Genomic DNA, 25,467 nt, shown 5'->3' with positions numbered 1-25,467 from the left:
GGAGACCCGTATGAAGTTCACTCAATCCATGGGCCGGATGTTGTCCGACGCCCGCGCGCGGCAGGTCATCGGCTTTGCCGGTGCGCTCGCCCTCATTTCGATTGCCCAGCCGGCCTTTGCCGATGGAACCGCGATCGAAGGTGGTCTCAACACTATCAAGGCATGGATGACTACCGTTGCGTCCGTGGTCGGCGTCATCGCCGTCATGGCGGTCGGCTATGCCAAGCTAACAGGTCGGATGGACTGGGGAAAAGCGGTCACAGTGCTGATTGGCATCGGTATCATCTTTTCGGCCACGACGATCGTCGGCTGGATGAGCAGCTCGGGTGGCTGACGCGGATAGGCTCGCCGAGGATAAGGTGTTCCTCGCCCTGACCAGGCCATCGGTGTTCATGGGATTGCCGCTCGAGGCGATCCTGCCGATCATCATGGTCTGCATGGTGATCTGGGGGGTTTTCCATAATCCGTTCTACCCCCTGGCCTTATTTGGCGCGCTCTACTTCCCGGCACGCATGATCTGTCACTACGACTTCAACGCGTTCCGGCTGTGGGGCCTGTGGTTCCAGACCGGCTTCCTATCCAAGAACCGCAAGTTCTGGGGCGGCGGGAGCTACTCTCCCGTTCGCCTTGCCAAAGGCGTGAAGCGGAAGCATTTCGGCAATGACTGATTCCAGGCTCAAGCATAAGAAGATCGCTGTCCGCGAGACGGATGACATCAAGTTCATTCCCTACACGCGGCACGTCGATGACACGCTGGTTGCTCTCGAAGACGGCTCGCTCATGCGCATGTACCGCGTCGATGGGCGGCCGTTCGAGACCAGCGACATCGGCGACCTCAACACCTGGCATAACAAGCTCAACATCGCGTGGCGCTCGATCGGTGACGATCGCGTTGCGCTGTGGACCCATCTCGTGCGGACAGCCACAGACCCCGTACTCGGCGGCGACTTCCACTCCGACTTCGCGCGAACCTTGCAGGAGAAATACGCCGACACGCTGAAGGAGAAGGTCCTCTACCACAACGAGTTCTACGTCACGATCATCGTCCGGCCGTCGAGCATGGCCGGCGAACAAGTGACGCGGCTTTTCTCCAGGCGAAAAGCGAACGCCGAGATCGACGATCGCGCGCTCACGATCATGGCGGACAAGTGCCGCGACTTCGAAACGCTGCTTGCTGATGTCGTTCCGGAGCCGCTCTCGATGTATGAGCACAACGGTATTCTATTTTCACGACCGATGGAGGTGCTTCACTTCATCCTGACCGGCGACCGCATCCGCGTGCCGCTGCTCGACGGCAGGCTGGGCCAAGCCCTGTATGCCTCACGCGTGGTGTTCGGTCGCGAGGCGGCCGAGATCCGGCTTCCGCACAAGTCGCATTTCCTCGGAATGTTCGGCGTGCGCGAGTATGTCGCCAGCACGCGGACCGGTCAGTTCAACAGCCTGCTCACGCTCGACTTCCCGTTCGTGCTGACCCAGAGTTTCGCGCCGTTGGTGAAGTCGGTCGCGAGCGAGCGGTTCACCAAAAAATACAAGCAAATGGTCTCCTCGGACGATGCCGGCGTCAGCCAGGCGGAGGAACTGCTCGACGGCGTCGACGATCTCATGGCGAACCGCTTTGCCATGGGCGAGCATCACCTCTCGATCGCGGTAATCGACGAGAACCCGAAGCGGCTGCTGGAACGCTTGTCGATCGCACGATCGGCAGCGGCCGACACAGGCATGGTCATGGCGCGCGAGGACGTCGCGCTGGAGGCAGCCTTCTGGGCGCAGCTTCCCGGCAATTTTCGGATGCGCGCGCGCCCCGCGGTCATCAACACGCGCAATTTCGCAGGCTTGAGCCCGTTCTACACCTTCCCGGCAGGCCGCAAGTCTGGAAACCACTGGGGCGACGCGGTAACGCTGCTCAAGACGCGCGCGGGCTCGTCCTTCTGGTTCAATTTTCACCGTGCCGACATCGGCCACACGCTCATCATCGGGCCAACCGGTGGCGGCAAGACGGTGCTGCAGAACTTCCTGCAAGCGCAGCTCGAAAAGACCGGCGCGAAACAGGTGTTCTTCGACAAGGACCGCGGTGCCGAGATCTTCGTCCGCGCCTGTGGGGGCACCTATCTGGCGCTGCGCGACGGCGAGCCTACCGGGTTCGCGCCGTTGAAGGGTCTCACACCGTCGCCGCGCGACATAGCATTTCTGCGGCAATTCATCCGCGTCCTGGTACGCCGGGACAACCGGCCGCTCAGCGTCGCGGAAGAGCGACTGATCGACGAGGGTATCGAGGCGGTGATGCGGCTGCCGGCGCCGTCGCGCTCGTTCAGCGCGTTGCGCGAGATGCTGGGCTACGCCGATGCCGAAGGCATCGGCGCCCGGCTGGAGCGCTGGTGTCTGGGCGGCCCGCTCGGCTGGGCCTTTGACGGTCCGCAGGACGAAGTGTCGATGTCGGCGCGGTTCATCGGCTTCGACATGACGGACTTCCTCGAGAACCCGGAAATCCGCACTCCCACGATGTTGTACCTCTTCCACCGTGTCGACGAACTGCTGGACGGGCAGCGTGTCGTGGTCGACGTCGACGAGTTCTGGAAGGCGCTTCAGGACGAAGCCTTTCGGGCGTTCGCGCAGGACGGTCTCAAGACCTTCCGTAAGCGCAACGCCTTCATGGTATTTGGCACGCAGTCCCCGGCCGATGCGCTGCGCTCGCCGATCGCGCACTCGATCATCGAGCAGACCGCGACCAAGATCCTGCTTCCAAACTCGGACGCCAAGCGATCGGATTATTGCGACGGGCTCGGCCTGACGGATGCGGAGTATCGGCTGATCCGTGAAGACCTGACGCCGGAGAGCCGGACCTTTCTGGTCAAGCAAGGGCATACCTCGATCGTTGCGAAGCTCGATCTCGGCGGGATGCCCAATGAGCTGAAAGTGCTTTCCGGCCGCGAGGAAACCCTCGTCGCCATGGAGGAGGCCATTGCCCTGGCGGGCAACGATCCTGCGGCGTGGCTGCCGCATTTCTATGCCAACCAAAGGAGAAGCTGACATGTCGCTCAAGCGCATCATCACGGTGGCAGCCGCGCCGGTCGCGATCGTCGCGTTTACGTCGCCGGCCGCTGCACAGGGCATCCCCGTGTTCGACACCTCTACCTATGTGCAAGCGCTCGCCCAGGTCCAGAACACGATCAAAATGATCCAGCAGGGCGAGCAGCAGATCCAGACGGCGACGACAACGCTCAGCTCGCTTCAGAAGCTGACCAACGTCAACGCGCTCGCCCCGCAATTGCTCAACGCGCAGGTGCGCAACATCCTGCCCAACACGACGATCGACGCCTCGACGTTGCTCAGTGGGGACCTCTCGAAGATTGGTTCGCTCGGTTCGCTCGCATCGAGCATCCAGTCTCGTTACGCGCTGCCGGCAACGTCGTCCTCCGACGCAGACCTAGCGTACAACCAGGCGCTCAAGGATGCGACCAGCTCATCGGCCGCCACGGCCGCGCTGGGCGAGAATACGCTCAGCATCGCCCAGACCCGGATGCAAGGCCTCGACCAGCTCCGCGAGCAACTGTCGTATGCCAAAGATCCCAAGGACGTGATGGACCTCCAAGCCCGAATCTCGGTCGAACAGGCACAGCTTCAAAACGATATGCTCAAGATGCAGGCGATCCAGATGGCGCAGGCCGGTCAGGCGAACATGCAGATCAGCGCAGCGCAAGTGGCGGCCGGTCGCGATGAAGCAGCATTCTTCAGTGCCAACACGATCAGGAAGTGATCATGCGCAAGATACTATCCCTCTGCTCGTTGCTCGTCGTCTGCGGATGCCAACAGAACGTCGTGGTGCCTACCGCCAAGGAGCTGATCGCCAGTCCTCAACTCCTCTCGCAGTGGCAGGCGAAGTGCGATGCGGGGGAGTACAGCCATCTCCCTGCGGATCAAAAGGCCAAGATGTGCGCGACGACCGGCGACGCGACCATCTCGGTCGCCCAGACCAAGGCCGGCAACGAAGAGGCGGACTTCTTCAAACAGAACACGATCCGCAAGAAGTAGATTTAATCGCTGCGCCTTGATCGCCGAAGATCGGAACCTCACCCAATGGCTGCCGGCCCACCCAACATCATGACGCTGTTCACGACGATGTATTCGTATGTGGAGACCGCCATAGCGACCTCGGTTGCGAGCTTCGGGGCGGGGCTCGTCAGTTTCGTTGCAGCGCCTTTGGCCCTGGCGGCGATCATCTACTTCCTGCTGCTCGGCTTTGCCGTGCTACGAGGGGCTATTCAGGCTCCACTTCGCGAGCTGGTATTCCAGGCCGGCAAGGTCGGGTTCGCCCTCGCGGCTGCCAGTGCGGTTGGCTATTCGGCGTTTGTGGTGAACGTGGTCACCAACTTGCCGAGCGAGATCATCGCGGCTGGATCGGGCACGCCCGTCACCAATCCGGGCACGACCTTCGATACCTATGTTGCCGATACCGGCAAGCTCTCGGAAAAGTTGGTCAATGCGAACCTGAAGGTTCAGTCGCAAGAGCAGAAGGGCATCACTGACTTTCGCACACCCGTGATCCAGCTCAGCGCCACGCTGATCACCTATCTGTGCGTTGCCGTCCTCTACATCTTCGCGTTTATGTCGGCGTCGATCGGGTTTTGCATCGTCATTTTTGCCAAGCTGTCGGTAGCGATCTGCGTCGCGCTTGCGCCGCTCGCGCTGGCGTGTCTGCTGTTCAACTCCTCCCGCTGGCTGTTCGACGGGTGGCTGAAGCAGACCGTCAATTTCATCCTGCTGATGGTCGTCATGGCGATCATGACCAAGTTCATCACCGGCCTCCAGGAAGCCGCGATGGACGGCATCATGGGATCGATCCCCGAAGACGGCTCGTCCTTCGTCATGGCGCAGAACGGCTACATCGTTCTGAAAGCTGCCGTGATGCTCGTCGCGACGATCGCCTGTGCGGCGATCTACATTGTCGGCACGATCTTCTTCTTTCAATCGCCGGCCATCGCCGCGGGTATCTCGGGGGGTGCGTCATCCGGCGGCCATGGCTTCCTGCAGACCGGGGCGAACATGTTGACCAACCGGCTCATGTTCCGGCGCGCGACGCAGGCGAACCGTCCCCCGCCAGGAGGGGGCGCCACGGGCGGCTCGGCTTCCCGGTCCGCATAAGTCGGCTGGCCAGTCCAAGACCATGAATCACGGAACCGCCGGGCGCGGGACCTTACGAACGGAGACCGTATGAAAAGGCTGACCATCGTGGCGATCGGCACGCTTGTGCTTGGCGGCTGCACCGGGACTCATATCAGACCTGTCTCGGTGTGCGACGGCAAACACCGGCGTCCCGCCAACCTCTACGGGTCGATCCTGCCGAGCTTGCCCGTGCCACTGCCGGCGTCACAGCAGGGCGCAGGGCAGTCGATGGTGGCGCCGCCATCACGCGAGCTAGCACCGGCGCCTCTTCCCGCACCGACCCCTACGCCCGGTGCCGGAGGTACGCCTGCCGACCCCATCGGACCTGGGGCCATGAATATCCCGCGATCGGCGCCACGCACGTCCGCGCAGGACGTCGCGCCGACCTACTCCTCCTGCTGAAGGGATCGACACCATGGGCGCGGTGAAGGCCGAAGATAAAGAGAAATACTACGAGACATCGAGGACGTGGGAATATGATCGTATGCGGGCGGCGATCCAGTCCAAGCGGCTCGCCTGGGGCGTTGCGGCGGCGGCGTGCACGCTCGCTGTGGCGTCAGTTGCGGCAGTCGCGATGCTCAGCCCGCTGAAGACCGTCGAGCCCTATGTCATCAGGGTCGACAAGAGCTCGGGCGAGACGCAGGTCGTGACCGCGCTCAAGGGGCCGCAGCCGCGCACCTATGAGGATGCGGTCAACCGCTACTTCATCTCGCAATATGTACGGTTGCGCGAAGGCTGGCTCAACGATGCCGCGCGGGAGAACGCCTATACGGTCATGCTCACCAGCGATTCCGCCGAGAGCACTCGTTACCTCAACAGCGTTCAGGCCAACAACAAGAACGCGCCTTCCAACATTTACGGCGACAAGGGCTTCGTCTCGATCTCGATCCGGACGATCAGTTTCCTCAGTCCTACCGTGGCGCAGGTCCGCTTCACGAAGATCATCACCTTCGGGCAGAACACGCCGATCGCGCAAAATTGGAACGCGATACTGACCTTCAGGTATACGACAGCGCCGGAGCATGAGAAGGATCGGAATCTCAATCCGCTCGGCTTCCAGGTCGTGAACTATCGTTCTGACCCGGAGGCGTGACATGATCGACCAGCCAAATACGTTGGACAATGGCGACAGTGTCACTGTCCCCTTCCTGCCAGCGCTGCGCCAGAAGCTGGGTCTGCGCCTGTCACCGCCGACGACGGCGTTGGTGCTGACGGAGGATGGCGCCAGGAACCGCTTCTGGCGCGGGGTCGGGGCGGTGTGGCACCGCCTCGTCGCGTTCTCGGTTCTGGGTGCCGCGGCAGTCACGTTCGCGCCGCAACCCGCGTTCGCCTCGGAGACCCCCGTCCCCGGGGCCAAGGACGCCCGCGTTCGCAACGTCAACTACGATCCGGATCAGGTGGTGACGATCGTCGGCAGTTTCCGGCACGCGATCGAGATCCAGTTCGGGCCCGGCGAAACGGTAACGCAGGCCGCCCTGGGCGATACCGTCTCCTGGCAGATCGCGCCCGTGGGAAACATCGTCTTCCTCAAACCCCGCGAGAGGGCTGGCGGCACCAACCTGATCGTCGTCACCAACGCCGGCGGCGTGCCGCGCACCTATCATTTCAACCTCGCACTAGGGACCAGCGCCACGATGTACGGCGTACGGTTCCGCTATCCGCGCGAGGAACGGGCGATGGCGGCGTTGCAGGTGCAGCTTGCCCAGGTCCAGGCTGCCAAGGCGATCGAGACGAGCATCACCACCGCCGCGCTCGACCATGCCGTGATCGAGGGCGCCCGGAATATGAATTACACCGTGCAGGGTGACAGCGCGCTGCAACCCACCGAAATCTCGGACAACGGCGAGTTCACCGTGCTGCGCTATCCAGGCCACGCCGACATTCCCTCGATCTTCGCGGTCGATGTCGACGGGACCGAGACGATCGTCCCCTACGATGTCCGCGAGGATTTCGTCGTGATCCACGCGGTCTACCGGCAGCTGCGCCTCAGGCGCGGGGCGACGGTGCTGTGCATCTACAACGAGGCGCCGCTGCGGAACGATCGCGGCGATCGAACGGGCACCGTCTCCAATGTCGTCGAACGCAAAGTGAAGGGGCAGTAACATGGTCGGGACCGTGATTGACCGCGGGGGCGATGTCGCTGCCGACACCGTTGCGCCAGGCGAGGTCGATAACCCGGTCGCGCGTAGCGGCGGGTGGGGCAACCTCGCCTTCATCGGTGCGGGGATCGGACTGCTCGGTGCCATAGGCGGCATCGTGATAGGCTATGGTGCGTTTCACCAATCGGCCAGTACCGCGGCTGCCGCGCAGCCCGCAAAGGCCAGTGACCGTGCCGTGGACGACGTGATGGGATCGCCGAACGCGCAGCGAGCGGCGCTCGCGGGTCAGCTCGGCCAGCCCGGCGCGGCGCAAACCGACATCTTCGGGCGGCCGATCGCCGCAGCCCCGGGGCCGCAGGTCGCGGATGCCAACGGAAATCCGGTGCCGGCAACGAGCGGGACAACCTCCCCGACGGCGAACGGGCAGCAATCTCCCGAGCAGCGACGTGCCGAGCAGGCACGCGCCATGGCCGATGCGGCGCGGCGGTCGCCGATCATGGCCTTTGGCAACACCGGGCTGGCCTCGGCCGCCCTTCCCGCCTCCGCGCCCGGTGCGGACGCACAACAGGGGACGGACCTCGATGACCGGACGCGCGGCGGCGGACAATCCACCGTCGCGCGACGGGGCCTCGGTGCCAGTGGCTTCGGAGCGCGGGGTGAAGACAGTCCGGCCGAGGCGGGCAAGGGCTCGACCGACTTCAGCGATCAGCTCGGCCATGCCGCGATCCAGACGGTCCGGGCAACGATGGTCGCGGACCGCAACCTTTTGCTGAGTGCCGGCACGGTCATCCCCTGCACGCTCCAAACGGCGATCAACTCGACGCAGGCCGGGTTGGTGTCCTGCGTCATCAATCACGACGTCTATTCCGAGAACGGCCGCATCGTCCTGCTCGACAAGGGGACCAAGGTGCTGGGGCAGTATTCCGGTGGCATCACGCAGGGGCAAGCGCGCCTGTTCGTACTGTGGACGCGCGCCCTGACGCCGCGTGGCGTCGCGATCGACCTCGGGTCGCCGGCAGCGGATAGCCTTGGCCGGGCCGGGTTGCCAGGCGGCGTCGATACCCAGTTCTGGGCACGTTTCGGCGTTGGGCTCGTCATCTCGGTGCTGGAGGATGCCTCGCAAATTGCTGGTCGAGCGGTTGCCAATGAGGGGAGCAACACCACGCAGGTCCCCGGCCAAACCGGGCAGACGGTCCTTCAGCAAACTATGAACATCAAGCCGATCTTGAAGAAGAACCAGGGCGACACCGCGGCGATCTTCGTCGCCAAGGACTTCGATTTCCGCTCGGTCTATGACGTAGGATTGAGGCGTTAAGGCCGTGGCATCCAGTCCGACGTCGCTGATCTACGAGCATAATGCCGAGCCGATCCGACGGCACCTTCTGCGCGACGATGTGACCGAACTGGTCATCAACGAGCCGGGGATGATCGGCCTCGAGACGCGGGGTGGCTGGGAGTGGCATGAGGAGCCCGCACTCGACAATGCGGCCCTCATGACGCTGGCGAAGCTGATTGCGGGGCTGACCAAGCAGGACATCAACTCCGAATATCCGATATGCTCCTCGGTCCTGCCGGGCGGCGAGCGCGCACAGGTCGTCGTTCCCCCGGCGGTCGAGCAAGGCTTCATCTCGATCACGATCCGCAAAGCGTCGGGCGTGACGATGAACATCGACGATTTCGAGCGTGCCGGCCTGTTCAGCGAGGTCCGCGCGCACGGCCTGTACGAGCAGGTCGACCCCGATCTGCTGCGACTACGCGAGGCGGGCGACTGGCGTGCCTTCTTCAAGCTGGCGGTCGAGGCCCGCAAGAACATTCTCATCTCCGGCGCGACAGGCTCCGGCAAGACGAGCTTCTCGAAGGGACTCATCAAGCTGATCCCGGACTATGAGCGGATCCTGACGATCGAGGACACACGCGAGCTCGTCGTTCCCCAGCGCAACCACGTCCACATGATGTACGCCAAGGATGGGAAGAGCCTCCAGAAGGCGGGCGCCAAGGAGTTGCTGGAATCGGCGCTGAGGATGCGGCCCGATCGCATCCTTCTGCAGGAACTGCGGGACGGCACCGCCTTCTTCTACCTGCGCAACGTCAACAGCGGCCATCCCGGTTCGATCACCACGGTCCACGCCAATACGGCCGAGGGCGCGCTCGAGCAGCTAACGCTGCTGGTGAAGGAATCGGAAGGGGGCAACGATCTCGACCGCCACGACATCCGGGCGCTGCTGCGCTCCCTGGTCGATATCGTCGTGCAGATGCACCGCCTGCCACCCGGCGAGGGCCAGCCGGCGCGCTATCGCATGACCGAAGTATGGTTCGATCCGGCGAGCAAGCCGACCGACTGAAGGGGGTGCCGGCATGAACGGAAAATGGGTGCGAAGCGACGAAGGGTCGCAGCCGGGCGCGATCGCGTTCCTCGGCGTCATCGGCATGTTCGTCAGCGCCGCGATCGGCGCCCTCGCCGTCCTGTGGCGTGCCCACCTCCTCAACGCCCATACCCCGTGGCGCAAGGTGCCGGCCGCGCTGTGGGCGCTGAAGGGCTATCCGATCGTCTATCAGCCGTTCCTGATCGGCTTCGGGAGCGGCGTCGTCCTGACGGTCGTCATCATCGTCTCGACGCTGTTCACGCGGCAAAAGCTCCATGGTGAGGCACGCTTCGCGCGAGTCGGCGAGGTCCGCAATGGCAAGATGCTCGCCTCGGCCGGCATCGTGCTGGGCAAGTTCGGCGGCAAGGTGATGCGCTTCGGTGGGCCCGAACATGTGATGCTCGAAGCCCCGACGCGCGCCGGCAAGGGGGTGGGCGTCATCATCCCGAACCTGCTCGACTGGCTCGATTCTCTCGTGGTGCTCGACATCAAGCAGGAGAATTACGACAACACGGCGGGGTATCGGCTGAAGGCGCTCGGGCAGCAGGTGCTGCTCTTCAACCCGCTCGATCCCACGGGCCGCACCGTGCGGTGGAACCCGCTGAGCTACATCAACCGGCATGATCCGGTGGAGGTCATCAACGAGCTTCAGAAGATCGCGGCAATGCTCTATCCCGATCCGCTCACGGGCGAAAAGTTCTGGGCCGAGGGCGCACGAACCGCGTTCCTCGGTATCACCGCCTATATCGCCGCGACCGTCGACGATGGAGAGGACGCCCTCCCCTTCACGCTCGGCGAGGTGTACCGCCAGTTCGCGGCCGGCGATGCGCAAAGGCGTTTCCCGAAGATTATCGCCGACCGCAAAAGAGCTGGAAAGCCCCTGTCGGAAGGGTGCGTCTCGGCGATCAAGGATTATACCGGCTCGTCGGCGAACACGTTCTCCGGATTGCGCCAGTCGGTTACGTCCAAGATCAACGGCTGGCTGAACCCGTATGTAGATGCGGCGACCTCAGAGAGCGATTTCGATCTGAGCGACTTCCGGGACAAGCGGATCTCGCTCTATCTCGGCGTGTCGCCGGATGACCTGGAGCGGGTTGCGCCGATCTACGGCCTGCTCTTCCAGCAACTCATCGATCGCAACGTCCGCGAGCTGCCGAAAGGCGACAAGCATCAGATCAAGGTGCTGCTTGCATTGGACGAGTTCGCGAGCCTCGGCAAATGCACTGTGCTCGCGAACGCCTTCAGCTATGTCGCCGGCTACGGGTTGCGGATGCTGCCGGCGTTCCAGTCGCTCGAACAGATCCAGGGCGTCTATGGAGACAAGGTGGCGGCCGACATCGAGCGAAACTGCGCGGTGCGGCTTGTTCTTCGTCCGGCCGGTTTGGCCGAGGCGAAGAAGATTTCCGACCAGCTCGGCAGTTACACCTTCAAGGCGAGGTCGCGCTCGATGGGAACGTGGGGCGGCGGGGGCGGCTCCACTTCGGACTCCGATCAGCGCCGGCCGCTGATGCTCCCTCAGGAAGTCGAGTTGCTGCCGGAGAACGATCTGATCGTTTTCCGGCGGGGCATGTACGCGACCTATGGAAAGAAGGTCCGCTACTATGCCGAGAAAAAGCTCTCTGCGCGAACCAAGATACCGGCCCCGGAGATGCCCCAGATCCGCGTGGACCCAGCCGTCGCTGCTAACAGCCTTCGGGTGATCGAGGCCACGCAGGCTCCCGTCGACGACGCCTCGTCGATGCGAGGCGCCGCGACACCCTCAGAACCTGCTGCGACCAACGGCGCTCGTGCAACTGGTCTGCGTGGATTGAATCAGGCCGCGATCAGCGCGGCTTTGGCCGTTCCGCCAAACGAGCGTGTCGCCAAGCTCTTCGAAGGCGTCCTCATGGTGCGAGGCAAAGCTGCGTAATTATTGAGAATGCCTTTTCGGCGATTTTCCAGCGAGAATCGTTTTTGGGAACGAGCGATTTGTCCCCAATGGCGTCGAATTGGACAAACCCGCCATCCGCGAAAGCGATGCCAAACGGCAGCTTCCGCCGCGAGCGGTCATTCCGATCAAAGCCAAGCCGAGTCGAAGCGACTTATGCAACGAGCGAGAATATCGCCCCTGGCGAGACTTTGGCATTGCGAACGCCCGCTGGCGAATAAGCCACGACTTGAACCTGGATAGCTTCCGCCGTCTTACGAGCGGCAGCGATTTTGACCGGGTCCGTATCTTGCCGAGTAGGATCCTGAACGGCATCGCGATTGAGCGGACCTGAACGCGGGTGCGCAGGATCGATGTTCTTGGCGGCGAGATCGACGTCACTGCAATTCTTGCAGGCGTAGCCGTTCACCTGCACCGGCGATGCATAATTGACGCTGCCGACGGCCATTTCATAATCCTTTCGGAACCGATCTTTATCGAATGAACGATAAGATCAGGTGCATGTGCATGTGCGCGAGTTGGGCCATCACTTTGGATGTAGATTGCGTCAGGAGACCGGTGCTGGCGTGAAGATCGTGCCTTCGGTCGAGGTCGCGGGTCGCCGCCGCCTCGCGCTCCAGCCCGCAAATCATGACATCTCCGTTCTGACGATGGCAGCCGTGACCGCGTCAGATGGCCGAACGGACCCCTTATCGCTAGATGCCGGCGTACCACTGGTATCCGGCTGAATCCTCCCAATAGCCGCCCTTTCCCGATCCGATTCTGGCGAGGCTGTCGACCAATTCGACCCGCATGACGTATTTCGCCTGCTTATAGCCGAGCTGGCGTTCGACCCGCAGTCGCAATGGTGCACCGTGTCTGACGCTCAACAGTTGATCGTTCATGCCCCAGGCAAGGATCGTCTGGGGATGATAGGTGTAGCGGCTCGCAATGATGATCGCCCGGAACTGCAATATAGGGCGGTTTTCGGCTCGCATTGCGTGAGACGGATCGATGCGGGGAACGCACGCTCCGTGAGACAGAAACCACATTCGGTGCGACCGACGCGCAATGCTGATCCGTTGGCTTACGGACGGCAAAAAGCGGTGGTTAGCGCCCGGGCAGCTTTCCGAGCCGGCATGGGGTCACTGCACGAAAGTGCGCTTTGCGTACGCCAGGCCCGAACGAACAGCGAACGACACGGATCGGTGGTTAGGCGACAGGCAGATTTCGGGATGGTTGAAAGCTGTCTTTGAGCGGTGTCATAACCGTTCTAGGCTGTTGAAAAAGTTGCTTCGGCTCGGAAGAGGCGTCGGTCAGGGCAATATTCTTCTCGTATCATGCCTATCATTGCAACTTCTTGTTAAAATTGGTCACCTCAACGCAGTCATATTACGCGCGAGGTCGTCGCACTGCCTGCTTGCCGAGTTTTTCGTGGATCTGCTCGACGATAAGATTGTTGCCACCTTCGACCGAGCGCCCTGTCAGATGGTAGAGCAGTCCGACCACGAACCCGCCGATCGGCAGCAGGTAGAGCAGCCAGGGAAAGGCGAAGCGAATCCGGGTTACGGCATCGAGGCTCCACAGGAAGGCTGCGCAGAGCGTTCCCACCGTTGCGGCCATCGGGACCAGGATCAAAGCCCACCGCAGCACCGACATGGCATGGGTGCGGCGATCGCGAATGAACGCTGCCATGTTGAACTGGTCGTAGAGATTGCGAAATGTCGCGCGCACGATTCCTCCTTGCTGCCTTACGGCGCCTGGTAGGAATCATCGGCCCTTGCGAGGGCGGTTCGGCCGAATGGCCCGGCGGAAATCCATCGCCGTGCCCGAGCATATGCTGTCCGACGGCGACCTGGTCAACCAACGGCAGGGTCACGATGAGACGATTGTTTTGCTGAGGATCAATAATTGGCTCACCCATGGAATAAACCCCGACGGGCGTCGTCTACCCTTTCGAGACTGATCCGCAGGAGGCTTATGCGTAGACGAAATTGGATGCTGGGTCTGACTGCTTCGGCCATGCTCACCGGCGCAGTCGCGGCCGCCCCCGCCGATGGCTACGCCAGCATGGTATCTGCCGCGATGGACCGGATGATGGCGGGCATGATGGTCAAGCCGTCCGGCGACGTCGACCGCGATTTCGTCGCGATGATGCTTCCGCATCACCAGGGCGCCATTGATATGGCGGTGGCAGAGCTGCGCTACGGCCATAACGAGCAGCTCAAGCGCATCGCGCAGGAGATCATCATCGATCAGCAGCAGGAGATCGCCGCCATGAAGTTGGCGATCGGTCAGCCGCTACCCCCTTCGACGCCAGCCCCGACGCAGGGCGGCGACCACCACAGCCATATGGAGCACTGACATGATCCGGACCTTCCTGCTCTCGGCCGCCTTGCTGATGAGCGCCGCACCGGGCATTGCCATGGCTCAGCAGGCGCCGTGGAACGCCAAGGACGTGCCTGTCAGCCACCGCGACCGCGTCTATGCATCCGAACAATTCTCCAACACGGTGTCGGTAACGGACCCGGCCGACAACAGGTTGCTCGGCGTCATCAAGCTCGGCGATCCGCAGCCGATGAATTTTTCCCCGCTCTACAAGGGGCAGGTGCTGGTTCACGGCCTCGGCTTCTCGCCGGACGGGAAAACACTGGCGGTCGTGTCGATCGGATCCAACGCCGTGTCGTGGATCGACACCGCCACCAACACCGTCAAGCACACGACCTATGTCGGGCGCAGTCCGCATGAGGCGTTCTTCACGCCGGACGGCAAGGAGGTGTGGGTCACGGTACGCGGCGAGGATTACATCGCCGTGCTCGACCCCACGACGTACAAGGAGACCGGTCGCATCAAGACGCCCGGTGGTCCGGGCATGACGATCTTCTCTCCCGATGGCCGATACGGCTATGTCTGTTCCTCATTCAATCCGGTGCTGGCCGTGTTCGATGTCTCGACCCACGCGCAGGTCGGACAGGTGGCGCAGCCGAGTCCGTTCTGTCCCAACATCGCCGCGACGCCGGACGGCAAGCAGGTTTGGTTCACGCTGAAGGACATCGGCAAGACGGTCGCATTCGATGCCAAGCCGCCTTTCGCGATCCTCAAGGTGCTGGATACCGGACCGATCACCAATCACGTCAACTTCGCCCGCACGGTCAAGGGACAGTTCGCCTATGTCACGGTGGGCGGGGAAAACGCGGTGAAGGTGTTCCGCACGTCCGACTTCGCGCTTGTCGCCACCATCCCGGTCGGCAAGATGCCGCACGGCGTCTGGCCATCGGGCGACGGCCGGCGCATCTATGTCGGGCTGGAGAATGCCGATGAACTTGCCGCGATCGACACCGCCGGCAACAAGGTCGTTGCCACCGTGCCGGTCGGACAGGCACCGCAGGCGATCGCCTATGTGCCGAACGCTGTTCCGACAGGCCCCGGCACCGACAATCTCCAACCGCTCGGTACGGCAGGCAAGGCGGTGCATCTGAACATGGGGCCGATTGGCGGCAATGGTGCGGCAAGCAGCATTACCCTCTTCGACCAGGGCATCATTCAGGTCGTGCAGAGTGCCGTTACCGGTTTGCAGCCCAAGAAGCCTTACATGCTCGTGCTCACCGCCAACGCGGACGGCAGCGGTGCGGTAGAGCCGCTTGCGAACTTCATGAGCAATCCGGCAGGTGCGGCGATCGTCAACGCATCGGGTCCGATCCGGCAGATCGTTCAGGGCAGTGCAGCGGCCCCCCGGCGCTTTCTGGCGGTCGCCGAGGTAGTGAATGGCGCACCGGGCCGCATCGTGCAGGTGCAGCGCGACTGAGATGGACCCGCTTGCCGCCGCGATCGAGCCCCTGGTCCCCGGTCTGCGCCGTTATGCCCGGTCGTGGTTGCGCGATCAGGCGATGGCGGATGACCTGGTGCAGGATTGCCTTGAGCGCGCGGTCGGGCGCTGGCGGCAACGACGCGGGACGGAGGTTCGCCCCTGGGTCTATGCAATCCTGCATAATCTGTTGGTCGATCATAAGCGGCAGCATGTCCGGCGAGGTACGGCGGTTCCGCTCCACCTCGTGGACGACGTTGCGCTCGGTCGCCCGGCCGATCAGGACGCAGGCCTGCACCACCGAGACCTGTTGCGCGCACTTGATGCGTTGCCCGAGGAGCAGCGGACGGTGCTGCTCCTCATTTCCGTCGAAGGTCTGTCATATGGGGAAGTCGCTGCCGTCGTCGGTGTGCCGCTGGGAACGGTGATGTCGCGCATATCGCGGGGGCGCGACCGTCTGGCGACGCTCCTCCGGGAGGGTGAACGGCCACGATTAAGGAGTATTCGATGACCAGCCCGATCGGAGAGGACGATCTGGCCGCGTGGATCGATGGCAGGCTGTCGCCCGAGCGGCAGCGTCTGGTCGACGCTTACCTTGAAGGCCAGCCGGACGTGCATGCCCGTTTGCGGGAGCAGGCGGAGCAGGCGCGAGCCCTTGCATCGCTTTTCGCTCCAATCGCGGATGAACCTATCCCGGCGACGATGCGCGTCGCAGCCATCAGGGGACGGCAACGCCAACCGCGTTGGCAACTCGCCATCGCCGCGTCGCTTCTGCTGGCGGTCGGGTTTGGCGGGGGCTGGTCGAGTGCGCGTTGGAGCGGCGAACCCCGCGCGGGCATCGCGGCGCTGGCCAACGAGGCGAGTGACAATTTCCGTGTCTATGCCGCCGACCGGATACGACCGGCGGAAATCGGCCCCGACCAGCGCGCCATGCTGATCCGGTGGACCTCCGCCCGATTGGGTGAGCGCGTGACCATCCCGGACCTCAGCACAGCCGGTTACCGCTATGGCGGGGGGCGATTGGTCGCGACGCCCCACGGCCCTGCGGTTCTTCTCCTCTACGATGGACCGCAAGCGTCAAAGCTCGCGGTGCTGACGAGGCCTATGCAAATCGACAAGAGCGCAAGCATGACCAGCACGTCCAGCGGGACCATGGGCCGGGTCACATGGGCTGTCGACGGGATCGGCTATAGTGTAGTGGGCGAGCGACCCGCTGCCGAGCTGCATCCGATCGCCGATGAGGTCCGGCGCCAGGCCGATGCGGGGCTTGTCTCCTGATAGCGCCTGGCCGCTTCTTAGCGCCGACAGGCACTGGGCGGACCAGCGGGATCACGGCTTGCGCTCGGCATCCTTCCGGTCGGCCTCTGCCGGAGTCAGCCTGGCCCGCTCGCGAATGCGACGTTCGAGCGGAGCGCCCGCGAACAGTACGAGCATCGCAAGGCTCAACCCGCCGATGATGAGCGGCCACACCGCCAACCCTGCTGCCGCGCCGATCGTGGCCGTGACCCAGATGCACGCGGCGGTCGCCAATCCATGCACTTCCTGACCCTGGCCGACCCGCAGCACCGCGCCGGCACCGATGAAGCCGACGCCGGACAGAATGCCCTGCATCGCCCGTCCTGCGGCATCGGCGTTTACGTTCGGCAAGCCACTGTGCACGATCGCCTGCACGGCGATGCAGCTCGCCAGACCGACCAGACCCAGCGTTCGCAATCCCATGATCTGCCGGTTCTCGCGCGAGCGTTCCCAGCCGAGCACCATCCCAGCCGCGGTCGCCACCACCAGCCGCCCGATCGCATCGATCCAGAAGCCGAGGTCCGATGCCGCTGATGCTTCGATCATTCGACCAGCACGTGCACATGATGCCAGGCGGTGCACAGATAGCCGGCGAAGTTCCACACCGTATCCGGCCGCTCGGGCTGACCCTGTCCAGTCTCGTCGAAGGCGCGCACGACAAGGTGCTGGCGCCCCTTGGCGAGCGTGGCGTCGAGGGTCCAGCGCCGCCAACCCCAGTGCGCCTCCGGATCATCGGTGAACGTCGCCTGTTGCCAGTCGCGACCACCGTTTACCGACACTTCGACCCGAGAGACGCGGCGATCATAGGCGATGGCATAGCCCTCGATCCGCACCTCCCCGGCCGGCAGGCTTTCGCCAGAGCCGGGCACGCAGATCGCGGCGTTGAGCGGCATGGCATTGATGGTCAGACCCTGGCTCCAGTCGACGGTGTCGCTCGTCACATCGGCAGGAAAGAGCTTGTAGTCGTGCGCCTGGATCGGTGCGTCGGATGGCGTCTCGCGCACCTCGATCCGTGTCAGCCATTTGGCGCTCCGCACCCCGGCATAGCCCGGCACCACCATGCGGAGCGGTGCGCCGTGTTCGGGCGTCAGCGGCTCGCCGTTCATCGCCCAGGCAATAAGGACGTCGGGTTGCCGCGCCTTGTCCATGGCGATCGAGACCCCGAACAATGCTTCCTCGCCTTCGACGTCCACCTCGTCCGCGCCGGTGAACGCCACGAACAGGTCGGACGCATTCGGCGCACCGACGGCATCCAGTACGTCGGACAGTCGTACGCCGGTCCATTCCGCATTGCCGATCGCGCCCACGTCCCAGGGGTCGCCGGACGTTTTAGCGACCTGCTGGAGATCCGTGCGCCGGTTGCCGGCGCACTGGAGAACTGCCGTCACCGTCCGCGTGGCCAACGCGCTTTTCAGTTCCTCCACCGAGAAGGAGCGGCTCGCCATGCCCGTCCCGCTCACTTCGATCCGGTGATCGGCAGGCAGATCGGGCACTGCACCATGGCTGCGCACGTAGAACAGCGCCTGCGGCGTCAGGAACCGCTCGATCAGCGCGCCGGGCGTCGGCTCGGCGTTGTAGGGATCGGATTTGCGCTCGATCATATCAGTCATGGACGAACCAACGCCGCAAGCGCGCGGATCGCTTCAAGCCTTCAAGACTATCGCAGACGAAGGATTACCAATCGTTCCGATATCCAGATTGGAACAAACAGATCAAACGGTTGGTCGTATCGATCAGTTTCCGCGATACAAGCTGCATGACCCTGGAGCAGCTCAGAATCTTCGTCGGTGTCGCCGAGCGCGAACACGTCACCAAGGCAGCAGAGGTGCTGAACGTCACGCAGTCCGCTGCCTCCGGCGCGGTCGCGGCCCTCGAAGCGCGCTACGGGGTTCCTCTGTTTCACCGCGTCGGGCGTGGCATCCAGCTGACCGAAGCGGGCCGCGGCTTTCTGGAGGAAGCGCGCGCGGTGCTGGGGCGGGCAGCGCATGCCGAGACGATGCTGGCGGACTATGCCGGGCTTGCCCGTGGTTCGTTGCGGATCGTCGCCAGCCAGACGATCGCAAGCTACTGGTTGCCCGCAAGGCTTGCCGCCTTCCACGAGCGCCACCCGCAGATCGCGGTCGAGCTGGCGATCGACAACACCGAAGGCGCGGCAGCGCAGGTCCTTAGCGGAGCGGCGGAACTCGGTTTCGTTGAAGGCGAAGTGGACGAACCAGCGCTGGCGCATTGGGAAGTCGGACGCGATCCGATGGTGCTGGTCGGACGCAGGGACGCCGAGCGTGTCGACGAGGACTGGCTTCGCGCTGCACGCTGGATCGTCCGCGAGCAGGGTTCGGGCACGCGCTCGACCTTCGAGGACGTGCTGCGAACGCGCGGGTTTGATCCGGCCCAGCTGACGGTAGCGATGACGCTGCCGTCCAACGAGGCGGTGCGTACCGCGGTCGAGGCCGGTGCCGGCGTCGCTGTGTTGTCGCGATTGGTCGTCGCACGCGCGCTCAAGGCCGGCGATCTGGTCGAGCTGGCGCTTGAGTTACCCGATCGCGCCTTCCACGCGCTGCGCCACAAGGAACGCTATCGCACCCGCGCGGCCGACGCGCTGACGGACCTCATCAAGGAGCAGGTCGCATGACTGCCGACGCACCTTCGGCCCTGACCGGCCTCAAGCCGCTAAGCAGGCTCGATCACCCGCGCGAGATGATCCGCCAGTTCACACCCAACTGGTTTGCCGCGACCATGGGCACCGGCATCCTCGCTCTCGCGCTGCCGCAGGTGCCCGGCATCGGCCCCGCGCTCAAACCGATTGGCGAGGTGTTGTGGTTCTTCAACATCGCGCTCTTCATCCTGTTCGCCGGTCTCTATGGCGCGCGCTGGGCGATGTTCGGGCATGAGGCACGGCGCATCTTCGGCCACAACACCGTGTCGATGTTCATCGGGACCATCCCGATGGGCCTGGCGACGATCATCAACGGATGTCTCGCCTTCGGGATCGCGCGATTCGGTAACGGCATCGTGCCGGTCGCACACGTCCTGTGGTGGATCGACGTCGCCATGTCGCTCGCCTGCGGCGTGTTGATCCCCTACCTGATGTTTACCCGCCACGAGCACAGCCTGGACGGCATGACCGCGGTATGGCTGCTGCCGGTCGTCGCAGCGGAAGTGGCGGGTGCCAGCGGCGGGCTACTCGCTCCGCATCTGACCGATCCCCACGCGCAGATCGTGACGCTCGCGACCTCGTATGTGCTGTGGGCCTATTCGGTGCCGGTCGCGTTTGGCATCCTCGCTGTTCTGATCCTGCGCATGGCGCTCCACAAGCTCCCGCACGAGAGCATGGCGGCATCCTCCTGGCTCGCGCTGGGGCCGATCGGCACCGGGGCGCTGGGTATGCTGGTGCTTGGGGCGGATGCGCCGGCGATCCTCGCGGCGCACGGGCTGGTCGGTGTCGGTACCGTCGCGCAAGGGATCGGCGTCGTCGCCGGGCTCTGCCTGTGGGGTTTCGGCCTGTGGTGGCTGGCGCTCGCGACGCTCATCACCATCCGCTACTGGCGCGCCGGCGTCCCATTCAACCTTGGCTGATGGGGCTATACCTTCCCGCTCGGCGTCTACACCGTCGCCACCTTCCGCCTCGGTACGACGCTGAACCTCGGCTTCTTCGGTATCGTCGGCACGGTGCTGACGATCGCGCTCGCGGCGATGTGGCTGCTGGTCGGTGCCAAGACGCTCGCCGGAGCATGGCGCGGCAACCTGTTCGTCTCGCCCTGCATCGCTACCCCGAACTGATCCACCCTGATGATCGGATCAGTCGGTCCGATCACTTGCAGAACGCCCCTTCGATCCGCCAGCGTGGCTGGCCACAGGAGAGCCTTGTCATGGACAATTTTGACGCCGCGCTGGCGAGTGAAACCAGCCGTCGCCGCTTTCTCAGGCGTACGGCGCTCGGCACCGCCGGCCTTGCCGCAGCACCTGCGCTGGCGCAGCAGCTCGTCGACCTGAAGCTGCCTGGCGGCAATGCCGAGCGGCCGATGACCAGCGCCTTTCCTGGCAAGGGCAGCATGATCCTCCAACGCATCCATCCTCCGCTGTTGGAGACGCCGATGGACGTGTTCGACAAGTCGGTGTTCACGCCCAACGACCAGTTCTTCGTCCGCTGGCACTGGGCCGACATCCCGACCTCGATCGACGTCGAGAGCTTTCGCCTCAAGGTCTTCGGCCACGTCAACAGACCGCTGTCGATCAGCCTTGCCCAACTGCTGCGCCTGCCGCGCGTCGAGATGGCAGCGGTCAATCAGTGCTCGGGCAACAGCCGTGGGTTGTTCCAGCCGCGTGTCGCCGGCGCGCAATGGGGCAACGGCGCGATGGGCAATGCCAAATGGCTCGGCGTGCGCCTGCGCGACGTGCTGGACCTCGCGGGGGTCAAGGCAGGCGCGGTACAGGTGCGCTTCGGCGCGCTCGATCAGCCGGTTGTGACGGGCGCCCCTGACTTCGAGAAGGCGCTCGACATCGACCATGCCCGCGACGGCGAAGTGATGATCGCCTTCGGCATGAACGGCGAGCAGCTGCCGCTCCTCAACGGCTTTCCCTGCCGGCTGATCGTCCCGGGCTGGTATTCGACCTACTGGGTCAAGATGCTGAACGCGATCGAGGTACTGCCCGGCCCTGACGACCAGTATTGGATGGCCAAGGCCTACAAGATACCGGCTACACCCGGCGCGAATGTCGCGCCCGGTGCCAAGGACTTCCCGACCGTGCCGATCAATCGCATGATCCCGCGCAGCTGGATGACCAGCCTGCCGGATGGCCAGGCGATCGCCTATGAAGCGTCCATCCCGGTTGGCGGGATCGCGATGGGCGGCGACTGCGGCGTCGCCAAGGTCGATGTCTCATCCGATGGTGGCCGCACTTGGTACAGGACGACGCTCGGAGCGGACGAGGGCAAGTATAGCTTCCGGCGCTGGGATGGTCGCGTGCCGCTTAGGCGCGGTCCCAACCCCATCATGGTGCGCTGCTGGAACGCCAACGGTGTCGCCCAGCCGATGAAGCCGATCTGGAACCCCGGCGGGTTCATGCGCGGCAACATCGAAACCACCACCATCATTGCGGCCTGAGGAGCGAGTAGCATGAAGACCCCGTCTCCCGGCATCATGGCCGCTGGCCTGATCGGCCTGACCGGTATCATCCTCATCTCGATAGGTGCGCCGAGCAGCCGCAAGGCGTCTGCCCCGATCTCCGAGACGTCCGAGCCGGCGCCCCCCGTCAGCGTGTCGGCCCGCGGCTTCTCGCTTACCTCGACCAGCGTCGACCTGCCGGTCGACGACGCGAGCTATCCCGATGGTCCGCACGCCGACGTCATCAACGCCAACTGCACCTCATGCCACTCGGCCAGTATGGCGCTGACCCAGCCTGCGCTATCGGCGGCTCAGTGGAAGGCGACCGTCACCAAGATGCGCGAGGTGTATAAGGCGCCGGTGGCCGAGAAGGACGTCGACGCAATCGTCGCCTATCTCACCGCCATGCCGCATCAGAAGGCGGCACCCGCAACCGGCAAGGCGCAGGACCCCGACCCCAAGGTGGCTCCCGATGTTTCAGGTGGAACCGGCTAACCGAGCCACTTCCATAATCCCAAAATACCATCTCAATCGGGAAAGTCGCTGGTGTCATAACCGGACGGTTGTGAAGCTGCCGCAGGCCCACGTATTCTTGCGCGGCGCGAAGTGTCAGAACCGTGGTTCGAAATGTCCGCTTTCGAGAACGGTCAATTTACTCGCTATCACCGACTTGGGCGTATCAGGTCATACAAAGGGCTAAGCTGCCAAGAGCGAGGGCGAGATGCGTAGCGGCCTGAGCTGATCCGGTGCCGGCCTATCGTCCCGCTCCCAGCTATAGTCGCCGGTGAGCGCGATATGCTCCCAGCCCAGCGGTGCGATATGGCGGGCAATATCGTCCGGCGCTCCCATGTCGGCCAGTGACCGTTCGAGATAGCGTGTGTTCCACAGGATGATCGCGGCGACCAGCAAGTTGAGGCCGGAGGCGCGGTAAGACTGATTTTCGAACTGGCGGTCGCGCAGCTCGCCGAGCTGGTTGAAGAACAATGCGCGGGCAAGCGCGTTGCGCGCCTCCCCCTTGTTCAGCCCCGCCTGGGTGCGCCTGCGCAGATCAATGTCCTGCAACCAGTCGAGCATGAAGATCGAGCGTTCGAGCCGTCCGAGCTCGCGCAGCGCTAATGCCAGACCGTTCTGGCGCGGATAGGCGGACAGCTTGCGCAGCATAGCCGACGCGGTGACGGTTCCGGTTCGGATCGAGGTGGCGAGCCGCAGCAGTTCGTCCCAATGCGCGGCTAAGTGGTCGTGCGCGATCGGATCGCCAACCATGCCGGCAAGCAACGGCCCCGCTTCCTGCCCGGGCAGGAGGTGCAGGCGGCGCTCCTTGATATCACGCAAGCGTGGCGCGAAGCAGTAGCCGAAGAACGGCATCAGCCCGAACACATGGTCGGACGCGCCGCCCGTATCGGTATAATGCTCTTCGATCGACAACCCGGTCTGGTGATACAGCAAACCGTCGAGGACATAGGGAGCCTCGCCCGCGGTCGCGGCGATCACGCGCGAGCCGAACGGGTCATACTGGTCCGAGATATGAGTGTAGAACGACACACCGGGTTCGTTGCCGTTGCGCGCGTTGATATCGCTGATCGCAGCGCCCCGCCCGCCGGCATGGAATTGCTGTCCGTCGCTCGACGAGCTGATGCCGCTGCCCCATAATCCGGCAAGCGGCATCGCGCGATGCGCCTCGATCAGTCGTCCGAGCGCCTCGCCATAGGCGGCTTCGCTGATGTGCCAGTCATGCAGATGCGCGAGTTGGCGCAGACTGGCACCACGGCAACTGTCCGCCATGCGGGTCAGGCCGAGATTGATGCCATCGGCAAGGATCACGGTCAGCAACGCATTACGGTCGTCGGCCGGACGGCCTGATCGCCGGTGGGTAAAACAGTCGCCGAAGCCGGTCCACGTATCCACATCGAGCAGGATATCCGTGATTTTCACGCGGGGGAGACGGTCATAGGCGGTGCGGCGGGCGACCTCTGCGGCGGGCGGTGTGATCGCCTTCAAAGGGGAGATCATCAGCCCGTTTTCGTCGAGCCGGACCTGCGGCAGTTCGCCCTGCCGGGCCAGCACCGTTACCCGTTCGATCGCGCGGTTCAGGCGTTCACGGCGATCCTCGATATGAGATACGAACCCGGTCGCGATCGCGAGCGGAAGTGGCCCCTTCTCGCGCAACGCTGCGAAGGTAGCGGGCGGAATGAGATAGCTGTCGAAATCCCGAAACTGTCGGCTGCCTGCCACCCAGATATCGCCGGCCCGCAGCCGATCGCGAAGCTGAGACAGTGCGCAGAGTTCATAGGCCGCGCGATCAACGACACCGTTACGGATTACGAATGGACGCCAGCCCGCCGGCACGAAGCGCAGCGGCACCTTGTCAGGCAGGCGTCGTTTTCCAGTATGGTAGAGATCAGCGATGATGGCGAGCGCGTCGAGAATTCCCTGCACCGGCCCGGCACCGCGAAACTCGAACGCCCGCAGGAACTGCCCGGCGAACAACTTCACCGTGCGATGCCGCTCAATAAGTTCGGCCGTGCGGTCGATCGTCTCGGGGCGGACCAGGACTTCCGCCTGATCGACGGCGGAGCCGAACCGTTCCCAGTCGAACGGGCCGAGACGCGCGAGGGAGTCGATACCCTTGGCGTGTGCGTCGATGAGCACGCGGCAACTGTTGGTCAGGGTGCGCAGATGCCCCTGCATCTCGCGCACCGTCCTGATTGCCTTGTCGCGCGTTCGGTTTTCCGCCCGGCGTACCATGCTGCCGAGAAGCTTATCGAACATGGTGAGCGTCGCGTCGGTGAGGCTTTCCTCAAGGCGGATTGTTGCGGCCGCCAGTGTCGCATGGCGGCGTAGCGGGGTCAGTTCGCCGAGGTGCTGCGGCGTGATCCGTACCGCCTCGTCGGCAAGCCGGTCGAATGTCGCTGATGGGATCATGGCGGCGCGCGCAAGGTCGAGGCCGAGGTTGCGGACATGATCGAGCCGTTCCAGCAGCCGCAGGATGTTGCGCGGTGCCGGTGATTGCGGCGCATTGCGCAGCCAGGCCAGCCATGTCGTTCCCTGATCCGACCGCCGGGTCAGCAAGGCATCGAGCATCGTGAGCTTGTCAGGCTCAATGCCGCTGGTCAGGATTTCATGGGTGAGTTGTTCGGCCTGCTGGCGCGCGTGCCTGACGATTGCCTCGATGACAGCCGGGGGCGGCAGTAGTACCCGTCGCCGACGCAACTCGTCGATCACGGTGCCGGCAAGCAAGAGAGGCTGCGCGACGGTCTGCGCGACCGGCATCGCGAACGCCACGATCTCGCGAAAGTGGTTACGGTCGAAAGCGGTATAGCCGAACCGCTGCATGAGATCGGCGAGATGCCCGCGGCGGGTTTCATCGCGACGGGCGTAATCGTCGAACGCCTTTGCCGGCGCGTCGACCTGATCGCCGACAAAGGCGAGGATGGCACTCGGCGGTTTCTCACCGGCTTCCAGCACGCGGCCCGGCCAACGCATGTAAAGCAGCAGCAGCGCGAACCCGAGGCGGCTTGGCGCTCCACGTCGTTCGCTGACAAGATCGAGATCCTCACGGCTGAGGGTAAAGTGACGGGCGATCTCCCGTTCGTCGGTTGGAGGATCGTAATGTGAGCCGAGCGCTTCGCGTGTCAGCAACTGCCGTCTTGCCATGCGTCACGACCTTTCCCGCACTGTCCGTCAGACGGTCCTCTGGCGGCCAGCATGAATATGTCCGTCAACTCTGGACCCGCGA

At 63.9% G+C, this 25,467-nt stretch carries 23 protein-coding genes, 3 pseudogenes and 1 riboswitch; of the genes and pseudogenes, 20 read left to right on the top strand and 6 right to left on the bottom strand.

The annotated features are described in order from the left end of the window. Positions 1-10 precede the first annotated feature (10 nt). From AC1MH0_RS21570 to AC1MH0_RS21515, 12 genes are all read left to right on the top strand, one after another. Positions 11-334 (top strand): TrbC/VirB2 family protein, encoded by a 324-nt coding sequence (locus tag AC1MH0_RS21570; RefSeq protein ID WP_480966187.1) that lies wholly within the window; start codon positions 11-13, stop codon positions 332-334. Then, complete coding sequence (locus AC1MH0_RS21565) at positions 327-668, top strand: VirB3 family type IV secretion system protein (RefSeq protein ID WP_121905603.1); 342 nt, start codon at positions 327-329, stop codon at positions 666-668. The genes AC1MH0_RS21570 and AC1MH0_RS21565 overlap by 8 nt, the downstream gene beginning before the upstream one ends. Beyond that, the gene (locus AC1MH0_RS21560; RefSeq protein ID WP_480966186.1) at positions 661-3,027 is read left to right on the top strand and encodes a VirB4 family type IV secretion/conjugal transfer ATPase; all 2,367 of its coding nucleotides are present in this window, start codon (positions 661-663) and stop codon (positions 3,025-3,027) included. Before AC1MH0_RS21565 ends, AC1MH0_RS21560 begins: the two co-directional genes overlap by 8 nt. 1 nt (position 3,028) lies before the next feature. Continuing rightward, entirely contained in the window at positions 3,029-3,754 is a 726-nt protein-coding gene (locus tag AC1MH0_RS21555; protein ID WP_037533352.1) for a TrbJ/VirB5 family protein, read from the top strand. A 2-nt stretch (positions 3,755-3,756) separates the two neighbouring features. Continuing rightward, entirely contained in the window at positions 3,757-4,029 is a 273-nt protein-coding gene (locus tag AC1MH0_RS21550) for a hypothetical protein (protein ID WP_037533493.1), read from the top strand. A gap of 45 nt (positions 4,030-4,074) precedes the next feature. After that, positions 4,075-5,139, top strand: a complete 1,065-nt coding sequence (locus AC1MH0_RS21545; protein ID WP_306286589.1) for a TrbL/VirB6 family protein — start codon at positions 4,075-4,077, stop codon at positions 5,137-5,139. Positions 5,140-5,208: 69 nt separating this feature from the next. Then, positions 5,209-5,562 (top strand): hypothetical protein, encoded by a 354-nt coding sequence (locus AC1MH0_RS21540; RefSeq protein ID WP_480966185.1) that lies wholly within the window; start codon positions 5,209-5,211, stop codon positions 5,560-5,562. A gap of 13 nt (positions 5,563-5,575) precedes the next feature. After that, positions 5,576-6,253 (top strand): VirB8 family type IV secretion system protein, encoded by a 678-nt coding sequence (locus AC1MH0_RS21535; RefSeq protein WP_037533349.1) that lies wholly within the window; start codon positions 5,576-5,578, stop codon positions 6,251-6,253. A gap of 1 nt (position 6,254) precedes the next feature. Then, a complete protein-coding gene (locus AC1MH0_RS21530) occupies positions 6,255-7,262 on the top strand; it encodes a TrbG/VirB9 family P-type conjugative transfer protein (RefSeq protein WP_480966184.1) in 1,008 nt (335 codons plus the stop codon). Between the two features lies 1 nt (position 7,263). Further along, positions 7,264-8,574, top strand: a complete 1,311-nt coding sequence (gene virB10 / locus AC1MH0_RS21525; RefSeq protein ID WP_037533346.1) for a type IV secretion system protein VirB10 — start codon at positions 7,264-7,266, stop codon at positions 8,572-8,574. A gap of 4 nt (positions 8,575-8,578) precedes the next feature. Beyond that, positions 8,579-9,601 carry a P-type DNA transfer ATPase VirB11 gene (gene virB11, locus AC1MH0_RS21520; protein ID WP_037533344.1) on the top strand — a complete coding sequence of 341 codons (1,023 nt, stop codon included), beginning with the start codon at positions 8,579-8,581 and terminating at the stop codon, positions 9,599-9,601. A 13-nt stretch (positions 9,602-9,614) separates the two neighbouring features. Next, positions 9,615-11,531, top strand: coding sequence for a type IV secretory system conjugative DNA transfer family protein (locus AC1MH0_RS21515; RefSeq protein WP_480966183.1), 1,917 nt, complete (start codon positions 9,615-9,617; stop codon positions 11,529-11,531). 172 nt (positions 11,532-11,703) lie between these two features. Here the strand turns inward: AC1MH0_RS21515 and AC1MH0_RS21510 are convergent, their stop codons facing one another. The 3 genes and pseudogenes from AC1MH0_RS21510 to AC1MH0_RS21500 form a co-directional block, all read right to left on the bottom strand. Next, complete coding sequence (locus AC1MH0_RS21510; protein ID WP_037533342.1) at positions 11,704-11,997, bottom strand: hypothetical protein; 294 nt, start codon at positions 11,995-11,997, stop codon at positions 11,704-11,706. Positions 11,998-12,244: 247 nt separating this feature from the next. Next, positions 12,245-12,463, bottom strand: a pseudogene (locus tag AC1MH0_RS21505) (molybdopterin-dependent oxidoreductase); the annotation flags it as partial. Positions 12,464-12,935: 472 nt separating this feature from the next. Then, a pseudogene (locus AC1MH0_RS21500) lies at positions 12,936-13,262 on the bottom strand (voltage-gated chloride channel protein); the annotation flags it as partial. 23 nt (positions 13,263-13,285) lie between these two features. Beyond that, positions 13,286-13,362: riboswitch (Fluoride riboswitch) on the bottom strand. A 188-nt stretch (positions 13,363-13,550) separates the two neighbouring features. Here AC1MH0_RS21500 and AC1MH0_RS21495 point away from each other — a divergent pair. From AC1MH0_RS21495 to AC1MH0_RS21480, 4 genes are read left to right on the top strand one after another with little or no spacing between them, the layout of a single operon-like run. Beyond that, positions 13,551-13,892 carry a DUF305 domain-containing protein gene (locus AC1MH0_RS21495; RefSeq protein ID WP_081974599.1) on the top strand — a complete coding sequence of 114 codons (342 nt, stop codon included), beginning with the start codon at positions 13,551-13,553 and terminating at the stop codon, positions 13,890-13,892. 1 nt (position 13,893) lies between these two features. Further along, positions 13,894-15,333 (top strand): YncE family protein, encoded by a 1,440-nt coding sequence (locus AC1MH0_RS21490; RefSeq protein WP_056496544.1) that lies wholly within the window; start codon positions 13,894-13,896, stop codon positions 15,331-15,333. A gap of 1 nt (position 15,334) precedes the next feature. Then, positions 15,335-15,844: an RNA polymerase sigma factor gene (locus tag AC1MH0_RS21485; RefSeq protein ID WP_055982122.1), complete on the top strand. Its 510-nt coding sequence runs from the start codon at positions 15,335-15,337 to the stop codon at positions 15,842-15,844. Further along, on the top strand, positions 15,841-16,611 hold the full coding sequence (locus tag AC1MH0_RS21480; RefSeq protein WP_037529333.1) for an anti-sigma factor family protein: 771 nt from the start codon (positions 15,841-15,843) through the stop codon (positions 16,609-16,611). Before AC1MH0_RS21485 ends, AC1MH0_RS21480 begins: the two co-directional genes overlap by 4 nt. 51 nt (positions 16,612-16,662) lie before the next feature. On the opposite strand, the gene AC1MH0_RS21475 is transcribed toward AC1MH0_RS21480, so the two are convergent. Further along, the gene (locus tag AC1MH0_RS21475; protein ID WP_052149081.1) at positions 16,663-17,175 is read right to left on the bottom strand and encodes an MgtC/SapB family protein; all 513 of its coding nucleotides are present in this window, start codon (positions 17,173-17,175) and stop codon (positions 16,663-16,665) included. Next, on the bottom strand, positions 17,172-18,239 hold the full coding sequence (locus AC1MH0_RS21470; protein WP_037529332.1) for a sulfite oxidase: 1,068 nt from the start codon (positions 18,237-18,239) through the stop codon (positions 17,172-17,174). The genes AC1MH0_RS21475 and AC1MH0_RS21470 overlap by 4 nt, the downstream gene beginning before the upstream one ends. A gap of 146 nt (positions 18,240-18,385) precedes the next feature. On the opposite strand from AC1MH0_RS21470, the gene AC1MH0_RS21465 reads away from it, so the two are divergent. The 4 genes and pseudogenes from AC1MH0_RS21465 (at position 18,386) to AC1MH0_RS21450 (ending at position 22,226) form a co-directional block, all read left to right on the top strand. Beyond that, positions 18,386-19,258: a LysR family transcriptional regulator gene (locus tag AC1MH0_RS21465; protein ID WP_055982119.1), complete on the top strand. Its 873-nt coding sequence runs from the start codon at positions 18,386-18,388 to the stop codon at positions 19,256-19,258. Then, positions 19,255-20,406 (top strand): annotated as a pseudogene (locus AC1MH0_RS21460) (TDT family transporter). Before AC1MH0_RS21465 ends, AC1MH0_RS21460 begins: the two are co-directional and overlap by 4 nt. Positions 20,407-20,495: 89 nt before the next feature. After that, on the top strand, positions 20,496-21,731 hold the full coding sequence (locus tag AC1MH0_RS21455) for a molybdopterin-dependent oxidoreductase (protein WP_055982114.1): 1,236 nt from the start codon (positions 20,496-20,498) through the stop codon (positions 21,729-21,731). Positions 21,732-21,743: 12 nt separating this feature from the next. Continuing rightward, positions 21,744-22,226 carry a c-type cytochrome gene (locus AC1MH0_RS21450; RefSeq protein WP_037529331.1) on the top strand — a complete coding sequence of 161 codons (483 nt, stop codon included), beginning with the start codon at positions 21,744-21,746 and terminating at the stop codon, positions 22,224-22,226. Positions 22,227-22,427: 201 nt separating this feature from the next. On the opposite strand, the gene AC1MH0_RS21445 is transcribed toward AC1MH0_RS21450, so the two are convergent. After that, positions 22,428-25,385 carry a Tn3 family transposase gene (locus AC1MH0_RS21445; protein ID WP_480966182.1) on the bottom strand — a complete coding sequence of 986 codons (2,958 nt, stop codon included), beginning with the start codon at positions 25,383-25,385 and terminating at the stop codon, positions 22,428-22,430. Between the last annotated feature and the right edge of the window lie 82 nt (positions 25,386-25,467).

Source organism: Sphingomonas sp. AP28, from assembly GCF_056680455.1.
Note: the sequence above shows the minus strand (reverse complement) of the source record. Positions and strands in the feature narration are given on the sequence as shown.

What these genes read in the sequence shown, in the direction of transcription:
- AC1MH0_RS21570 (WP_480966187.1), top strand. Translation starts at nt 11, where the DNA reads ATGAAGTTCACTCAATCCATGGGCCGGATGTTGTCCGACGCCCGCGCG.
- AC1MH0_RS21560 (WP_480966186.1), top strand. Translation starts at nt 661, where the DNA reads ATGACTGATTCCAGGCTCAAGCATAAGAAGATCGCTGTCCGCGAGACG.
- AC1MH0_RS21555 (WP_037533352.1), top strand. Translation starts at nt 3,029, where the DNA reads ATGTCGCTCAAGCGCATCATCACGGTGGCAGCCGCGCCGGTCGCGATC.
- AC1MH0_RS21550 (WP_037533493.1), top strand. Translation starts at nt 3,757, where the DNA reads ATGCGCAAGATACTATCCCTCTGCTCGTTGCTCGTCGTCTGCGGATGC.
- AC1MH0_RS21545 (WP_306286589.1), top strand. Translation starts at nt 4,075, where the DNA reads ATGGCTGCCGGCCCACCCAACATCATGACGCTGTTCACGACGATGTAT.
- AC1MH0_RS21540 (WP_480966185.1), top strand. Translation starts at nt 5,209, where the DNA reads ATGAAAAGGCTGACCATCGTGGCGATCGGCACGCTTGTGCTTGGCGGC.
- AC1MH0_RS21535 (WP_037533349.1), top strand. Translation starts at nt 5,576, where the DNA reads ATGGGCGCGGTGAAGGCCGAAGATAAAGAGAAATACTACGAGACATCG.
- AC1MH0_RS21530 (WP_480966184.1), top strand. Translation starts at nt 6,255, where the DNA reads ATGATCGACCAGCCAAATACGTTGGACAATGGCGACAGTGTCACTGTC.
- virB10 (WP_037533346.1), top strand. Translation starts at nt 7,264, where the DNA reads ATGGTCGGGACCGTGATTGACCGCGGGGGCGATGTCGCTGCCGACACC.
- AC1MH0_RS21515 (WP_480966183.1), top strand. Translation starts at nt 9,615, where the DNA reads ATGAACGGAAAATGGGTGCGAAGCGACGAAGGGTCGCAGCCGGGCGCG.
- AC1MH0_RS21510 (WP_037533342.1), bottom strand. Translation starts at nt 11,997, where the DNA reads ATGGCCGTCGGCAGCGTCAATTATGCATCGCCGGTGCAGGTGAACGGC.
- AC1MH0_RS21495 (WP_081974599.1), top strand. Translation starts at nt 13,551, where the DNA reads ATGCTCACCGGCGCAGTCGCGGCCGCCCCCGCCGATGGCTACGCCAGC.
- AC1MH0_RS21490 (WP_056496544.1), top strand. Translation starts at nt 13,894, where the DNA reads ATGATCCGGACCTTCCTGCTCTCGGCCGCCTTGCTGATGAGCGCCGCA.
- AC1MH0_RS21485 (WP_055982122.1), top strand. Translation starts at nt 15,335, where the DNA reads ATGGACCCGCTTGCCGCCGCGATCGAGCCCCTGGTCCCCGGTCTGCGC.
- AC1MH0_RS21480 (WP_037529333.1), top strand. Translation starts at nt 15,841, where the DNA reads ATGACCAGCCCGATCGGAGAGGACGATCTGGCCGCGTGGATCGATGGC.
- AC1MH0_RS21475 (WP_052149081.1), bottom strand. Translation starts at nt 17,175, where the DNA reads ATGATCGAAGCATCAGCGGCATCGGACCTCGGCTTCTGGATCGATGCG.
- AC1MH0_RS21470 (WP_037529332.1), bottom strand. Translation starts at nt 18,239, where the DNA reads ATGACTGATATGATCGAGCGCAAATCCGATCCCTACAACGCCGAGCCG.
- AC1MH0_RS21465 (WP_055982119.1), top strand. Translation starts at nt 18,386, where the DNA reads ATGACCCTGGAGCAGCTCAGAATCTTCGTCGGTGTCGCCGAGCGCGAA.
- AC1MH0_RS21455 (WP_055982114.1), top strand. Translation starts at nt 20,496, where the DNA reads ATGGACAATTTTGACGCCGCGCTGGCGAGTGAAACCAGCCGTCGCCGC.
- AC1MH0_RS21450 (WP_037529331.1), top strand. Translation starts at nt 21,744, where the DNA reads ATGAAGACCCCGTCTCCCGGCATCATGGCCGCTGGCCTGATCGGCCTG.
- AC1MH0_RS21445 (WP_480966182.1), bottom strand. Translation starts at nt 25,385, where the DNA reads ATGGCAAGACGGCAGTTGCTGACACGCGAAGCGCTCGGCTCACATTAC.